Source organism: Arenimonas sp. (genome assembly GCF_044348765.1).
Lineage (GTDB): Bacteria > Pseudomonadota > Gammaproteobacteria > Xanthomonadales > Xanthomonadaceae > Arenimonas.
Genome location: NZ_JBIKSE010000101.1, coordinates 1 through 5,828 on the forward strand (window position 1 = coordinate 1; position 5,828 = coordinate 5,828).

Below are 5,828 nucleotides of genomic sequence, written 5' to 3' on the forward strand. Positions count from 1 at the left end.
GAGGCGGCCTTTTACGTTTTCGCCCGCGTCCGTTTTGCGGCGATGGCGCGACATTTTCGCCCATAGCCGATAACTCACTTCTTATTTTCTAGCCGGTCGGATGTGCCGCCGGTACCTGACATCTATGCTACTCGCAGCGTGACAAAGATTCAAGATTTTTGAACACCCCGGCAGCCGCCCGATTCAGCGGGTTGACCGGACATGGTCACGAGCATATAGGCCCAGCCCTTAATCCCCGGTCGTCTAACGGTAAGACTACGGACTCTGACTCCGTCTATTGAGGTTCGAATCCTTACCGGGGAACCAGAATAACGCATTCATGTATGCTAATTTATTATTTAAAAACATAATGATATATGCATCGCCTTCCATTTTGAAAAATGGTGGCAAAAGACACTTGTCAGCGTGTTTAATCGCGTTACATCGGTTTTGGGGGTAGCATTTTGGGGAGGCGTCGTTATGCGCGCGGATACTATAAACGCTACAGGTAATAGCAGATTTCTTGGCTGGATTGAACGGGCTGGCAACAAGTTACCCGATCCTGTTTTCCTGTTTTTGTATCTGATAGCTGGCCTCATATTGCTATCGGTCTTCGGCGCGGCGATGAATTGGTCTGCGGTACATCCAACAGAAATCGACCCTGAGACCGGCGCAAACAAGATCGTTGCTGCGACTAGCCTGCTGTCAGCCGAGAACATTCGCAAATTATGGGTTGAAATGCCCAAGACGTTTACCGGATTTCACCCGCTCGGATATGTCTTGGTGGTCATGTTGGGCGCTGGTGTAGCTGAAAAATCGGGCCTGTTCGGCGCAGCGATGCGCGCGGGTGTCGCAAATGCCCCGACATATCTTTTGACCCCAATCGTTGCCTTGGTCGCGATGATGGGCAATTTGGCTGCTGACGCGGCCTATGTGGTTCTCATTCCATTGGCCGGTGTCATTTATGCCGCTGCCGGACGTCACCCCATTGCTGGCATAGCCGCAGCTTTTGCAGGTGTTTCAGGAGGATTTTCGGCAAATCTTTTCCCGGGGCAACTCGACGCGTTATTGTTCGGCATAACGCAGTCGGCGGCCAATACGGTGTTTCCAGATTGGCAAGCGAACATAGCTGGCAACTGGTATTTCATTATCGGCATGACGGTCGTTTTCTTACCCGTGATTTGGTATGTAACCGACAAAATTGTCGAGCCGCGCCTTGGTACATATCGGGCCGAAGGCGTACAAGCTATTGCGGCGGGCATGCCGACAGCAAAAGTTGATGCGCGGGGCGTTTCTGAATCCGAGATTAGCCAGCCGCTCTCTTCGGACCAACGCATGGGGCTACGTCATGCAGGCCTAGCAACCTTAGCAGTCGTTGCGCTGTGGGTGTTTATGACCCTTGGGCCAGATACGCCATTGATAGACGAAACCGCGACGCCCGAGGCGCAGCTTACGCCGTTTTATCAGTCGCTTGTAGCTGGATTCATGATACTTTTTCTGTTGGCTGGTTGGGCTTATGGCCGCGCTACGGGCATCATCAAAAATCATCGCGATCTTGTCCGCATGATGTCAGACTCGATGGCTGACATGGCCTATTTCCTGGTTCTTGCTTTCGTAATTGCGCATTTCGTAGCTATGTTTGGTTGGTCAAATCTGGGTCTCATCACCGCTGTCCATGGTGCAGACGGGCTAAACGCATTGGCATTGCCTGCCCCGCTATTGCTCATTCTTGTGGTTCTTTTCACGGCTGCGCTAAACCTATTTATCGGGTCGGCCAGTGCAAAGTGGGCGCTGTTGGCACCTGTTCTTGTTCCCATGTTGATGCTGTTAGGTGTCAGCGCCGAAATGACGACTGCGGCCTATAGGGTTGGCGACGGGGCGACGAACATCATAACACCGTTAATGGTCTATTTCCCGCTCATCCTTGTGTTTTGCCAACGCTGGGTAAAAGACTTTGGCATCGGGAGCCTTGCGGCCACTATGATCCCTTATTCAGTTGGATTGTTGTTAATTGGTATGGCGCTTGTAGGGGCTTGGGTAGTGGCAGAAATTCCACTCGGTCCATCGGCTCCGGTGTATCTGCCAACGCGCTAATCTAACCCAAAACCTGTCAGCAGTGCGCACCGCTTTAGGACGCCTTTACCAGCTATTCGCTTCTCAGCGCCTCAATTGGGGAGAGCCGCGATGCCCGGATGGCGGGATAGCCGCCGAAAACAAGACCGATAATGGCGGAAAAAGCGACCGCCATTATCGCTGTGTCAAAGCCAATGGGCGCCGGGAATTCAGCCACACGTTCGAAAATCGAGGCCGCCAATATCGCCAGCGATAGGCCAATAGCGCCGCCGATCACGCACAACACAGCCGCCTCCACCAGAAACTGGTTGCGAATGTCGCTCCGCTTTGCGCCCAACGCCATGCGCAGTCCAATTTCACGGGTGCGTTCTGTGACACTAACCAGCATGATGTTCATGATACCAATCCCACCGACCAGCAACGAAATCGATGCAATGGCAACAAGCACGGCCTGAAATATCTGCGTTACTTCGCCTGTGGTTTCGGCAATTTCCGTTGTCGTGCGCACGGTGAATGGGCTAATTTTGCCTTTTGCTACGCGATATCTGTCGCGCAACAAACGTTTGATCTCGGCTTGGCCGGCAAGCAACGCATCTTCATCCTCAAACCCGACAAAAATCAACGTCACATCATCGGGGCCCTGGGTAGCCGTGGTCAATAAACGTTGGCGCAACGTCGTTATCGGCACGACGATTTGGTCGTCATTATCATTGCCCAAATTGCTGCCCTTGCTTTCCAGAAGGCCGATGACAGTAAAGGGTACCCGGTTAATTCTTATGGTTTCACCAACCGGACTTGTTTCCGGGAACAATTTGTTGGCTACGGTTTCGCCGATTACGGCAACGCGCGCCGCCGAACCAACATCGCTCTGTGTCAGAAACCGGCCTTCGGATGCGGTGATGTTGGAGACTGCGCCATATTCAGGGGTCGCGCCCGTCGCCTGCGTCGTTGCACTTCGTCCCGGCGTCACAATCTGCACGCTGCTCCGGATTTGCGGTGCAACCGCGCGCACGCCGGAAACCTCGCGCAGGATTGCCTGACCGTCGCGCTCGGTCAATCGCCCTCGGTCGTTCGGTCGCGGGGGACCACTGCCGCTATCGGGTTGCGGCACCACGATGGCCATGTTCGACCCCAAGGTTGCAATTTGCTGCGACACCGAAACCTGCGCGCCATTTCCAACGGCAACAGCAAGAATAACCGAGAATACACCGATCATGACGCCTAAGGTGGTCAGGATTGAACGCATTAAATTGGTTCGCAGCGCCGTCAGCGCAATCGCGACATTCACGCCCCATCCGGCAAGCGATGCAAGCAAGTCTCTCATACTGCGCTGGCCCTGCGGCGAGACTTTACCGCTGCATCCTCAATCACCTGCCCGTCGCGAAAGACAATCCGTCGCGCGGCATATTCAGCGATATCGGGCTCGTGCGTGACGAGCACGACGGTAATGCCATCGTCGTTCAACTTCTGGAAAATACCCATAATGTCCAATGATGTTTGGGTATCGAGTGCGCCCGTAGGCTCGTCAGCCAACAACATCAGCGGGTCTGTGACCAATGCCCGCGCGATGGCCACACGCTGTTGCTGACCACCCGAAAGCTTTGCGGGCGTATTTTGTAAGCGGTTGGCAAGGCCCATGGCCTCCAGCTTGTCCTGCGCGCGCTGGCGTCGCTCGGCATAGCCGATCCCGGCATAGATGAGTGGTACGGCAACATTATCAAGTGCACTGGTCCGTGCGAGCAGATTGAACTGCTGAAACACAAACCCGATCTTGCGATTGCGGATTTCGGCCAGTGCATCGCTATCCAGCGATTTGGTATCGATCCCGTCCAACGATAACGTGCCTGATGTCGGAACATCAAGGCATCCGATCATGTTCATGAAGGTCGATTTGCCCGATCCACTTGCGCCCATAATCGCGACAAATTCGCCACGCGAAATAGACAACGATACATTATTGACCGCGTGAACAATTTCGCCGCCAATCGCATAATCCTTGACCAGATCATGCGTTTCAAGAAGCGGCGTTGTCATCTTCATCCGCGCTGTCGTCAGCCTCTTTCTTGGGCTTCAGCGATTTTGTGCGCACCAGCACCTTATCACCCTTTTTTAGGCCAGAAACGACCTCGGTATATTCCTCGCCCTGCAAGCCCGTCCGGATATCTCGCCGCACGGGTCGATAAGGATCGTCGCCAAGCAAATACACTTTGGGCCTAGGATTGCCCTTTTTTGCAGGCTCTGACTTGTCCGCCGTAGGCTTTGGACGGTCGGCCAAGCGCGGTCGAAACCGCATCGCGTTTGTTGGAACTCGCGTAACATTTTTCCTGACATCCGTGATGATTTCGACATTGGCCGTCATGCCAGGCAGCAGCTTTCCGTTCACATTATCGACATCAATAATTACGAGGTAGCTGACGACATTTTGCGCCTCTACGGGCGCTTGCCGCACTTGTCGAACCTTGGCCTTGAATACATCATCAGGATAGCTATCGACGGTAAAACTGACCATCTGACCTTCGCGAATTTGCCCGATATCTGCCTCATCGACTGATGCCTCGACCTGCATCTTCGTCGTATCTGCCGCGATTTCGAACAAATTCGGCGTCTGAAAACTGGCAGCGACGGTCGTTCCCGGCTCAACCAATTTGTTAATTATTACCCCGCTCGCTGGCGCGACGATAACGGTCCGCTTAAGGTCCAGTGTCGCCGACGACAGCTCGGCATTACCCTGCCGGATTTGTGCACTGCCGCTTTGCGTTTGCGCCAAAGCGACTTGCAAGGCGTTGCGCGCACTATTCAGCTTGCTTTGCGCAATATCAAGACCTGCCTTTGACACAAAGCCGCGTTCCGCCAGCGCTTTTTGCCTATCAAAATCACGCTCCTGAATTTCCAGCTCTGCACGTGCACGCGCCACATTGGCCGCCGTCTGTTGAAGATTGGCCCGCGCCACGGCAACCTGCGCCTCAGACTGTTCCACCCGTGCACGCACCCGCGTCGGGTCAATCTCGGCCAACACTTGGCCTGCCTGCACAGGCGAATTGAAATCGACATATACTTTGGTGATTTGCCCCGAAACTTCGGCTCCCACCTTAATCGTGTTCAAGGCGCGCACTTTACCGCTGGCAGAAACCTTACGTATAACGTCGCCGCGCGTGACAGCCTCGCTGACATATACATAGTCAGGCGGCGTCGGACGAACGATCCGATAGACAATGAATAGCAGCACCAGCGCAATCAACACCGACCAAATCGGATGACGCTTTGTCCAAGAAATGAAGGTGGTTAGCATATTACCCTGACCAGTGCCGTTTGTTCGCACTTGCTGTATCTTGCGTTATGGAAACTGGCTAGCGGTTATCTGCGCCTTTCGTCCGATGCAGAGCGTAACGGGAATATCCGATGTGCTACCCGCACGAGATGCCTTACGCGTTTTGATAGGACAATAATGAAACTTTTCATCTCTCAATATCTGCCACATCGGGCCTTCATTCGAGAAACAGGCCCCAAAAAGAAGGCGGGCTTTTGACGATAAAAGAAATGTCTCTATTGTAAATTGCTCGATTGCCGTCAAAGAGCGCCCTGAATTATGGAGTGAATCATGGCATTTTCGACTGTTAAGGTTTTGACCACGCATCATTGGAACAAGGGACTGTTTTCCTTTTCAGTGTCACGGCCTGCGTCATTCCGCTTTGTCAGCGGACAATTCGTGATGATTGGTCTTATGGTGAATGATAAGCCGTTAATGCGTGCTTATTCCATGGCCTCGCCATTTTGGG

General features: G+C 53.4%; 5 protein-coding genes and 1 tRNA gene. 3 read left to right on the top strand and 3 right to left on the bottom strand.

Going from position 1 to position 5,828, the window contains the following annotated elements; all coding sequences use genetic code 11:
- The first annotated feature begins 232 nt into the window (after positions 1–232).
- Both ACIQ0Q_RS09170 and ACIQ0Q_RS09175 read left to right on the top strand, forming a co-directional pair.
- Positions 233–306, top strand: a tRNA-Gln gene (locus tag ACIQ0Q_RS09170).
- A gap of 153 nt (positions 307–459) precedes the next feature.
- On the top strand, positions 460–2,073 hold the full coding sequence (locus tag ACIQ0Q_RS09175) for an AbgT family transporter (protein WP_395772636.1): 1,614 nt from the start codon (positions 460–462) through the stop codon (positions 2,071–2,073).
- A gap of 52 nt (positions 2,074–2,125) precedes the next feature.
- Here the strand turns inward: ACIQ0Q_RS09175 and ACIQ0Q_RS09180 are convergent, their stop codons facing one another.
- Genes ACIQ0Q_RS09180 through ACIQ0Q_RS09190 form a run of 3 tightly spaced genes read right to left on the bottom strand, consistent with a single transcriptional unit; the run spans position 2,126 to position 5,341 of the window.
- Positions 2,126–3,340, bottom strand: coding sequence for an ABC transporter permease (locus ACIQ0Q_RS09180; RefSeq protein WP_395772637.1), 1,215 nt, complete (start codon positions 3,338–3,340; stop codon positions 2,126–2,128).
- Between the two features lie 32 nt (positions 3,341–3,372).
- The gene (locus ACIQ0Q_RS09185) at positions 3,373–4,092 is read right to left on the bottom strand and encodes an ABC transporter ATP-binding protein (protein ID WP_395772638.1); all 720 of its coding nucleotides are present in this window, start codon (positions 4,090–4,092) and stop codon (positions 3,373–3,375) included.
- Entirely contained in the window at positions 4,067–5,341 is a 1,275-nt protein-coding gene (locus tag ACIQ0Q_RS09190; RefSeq protein WP_395772639.1) for an efflux RND transporter periplasmic adaptor subunit, read from the bottom strand. Before ACIQ0Q_RS09190 ends, ACIQ0Q_RS09185 begins: the two co-directional genes overlap by 26 nt.
- Positions 5,342–5,650: 309 nt before the next feature.
- Here ACIQ0Q_RS09190 and ACIQ0Q_RS09195 point away from each other — a divergent pair.
- Positions 5,651–5,828 (top strand): FAD-binding oxidoreductase (locus ACIQ0Q_RS09195; RefSeq protein WP_395772640.1); only part of this gene is annotated, 178 nt, incomplete at its 3' end.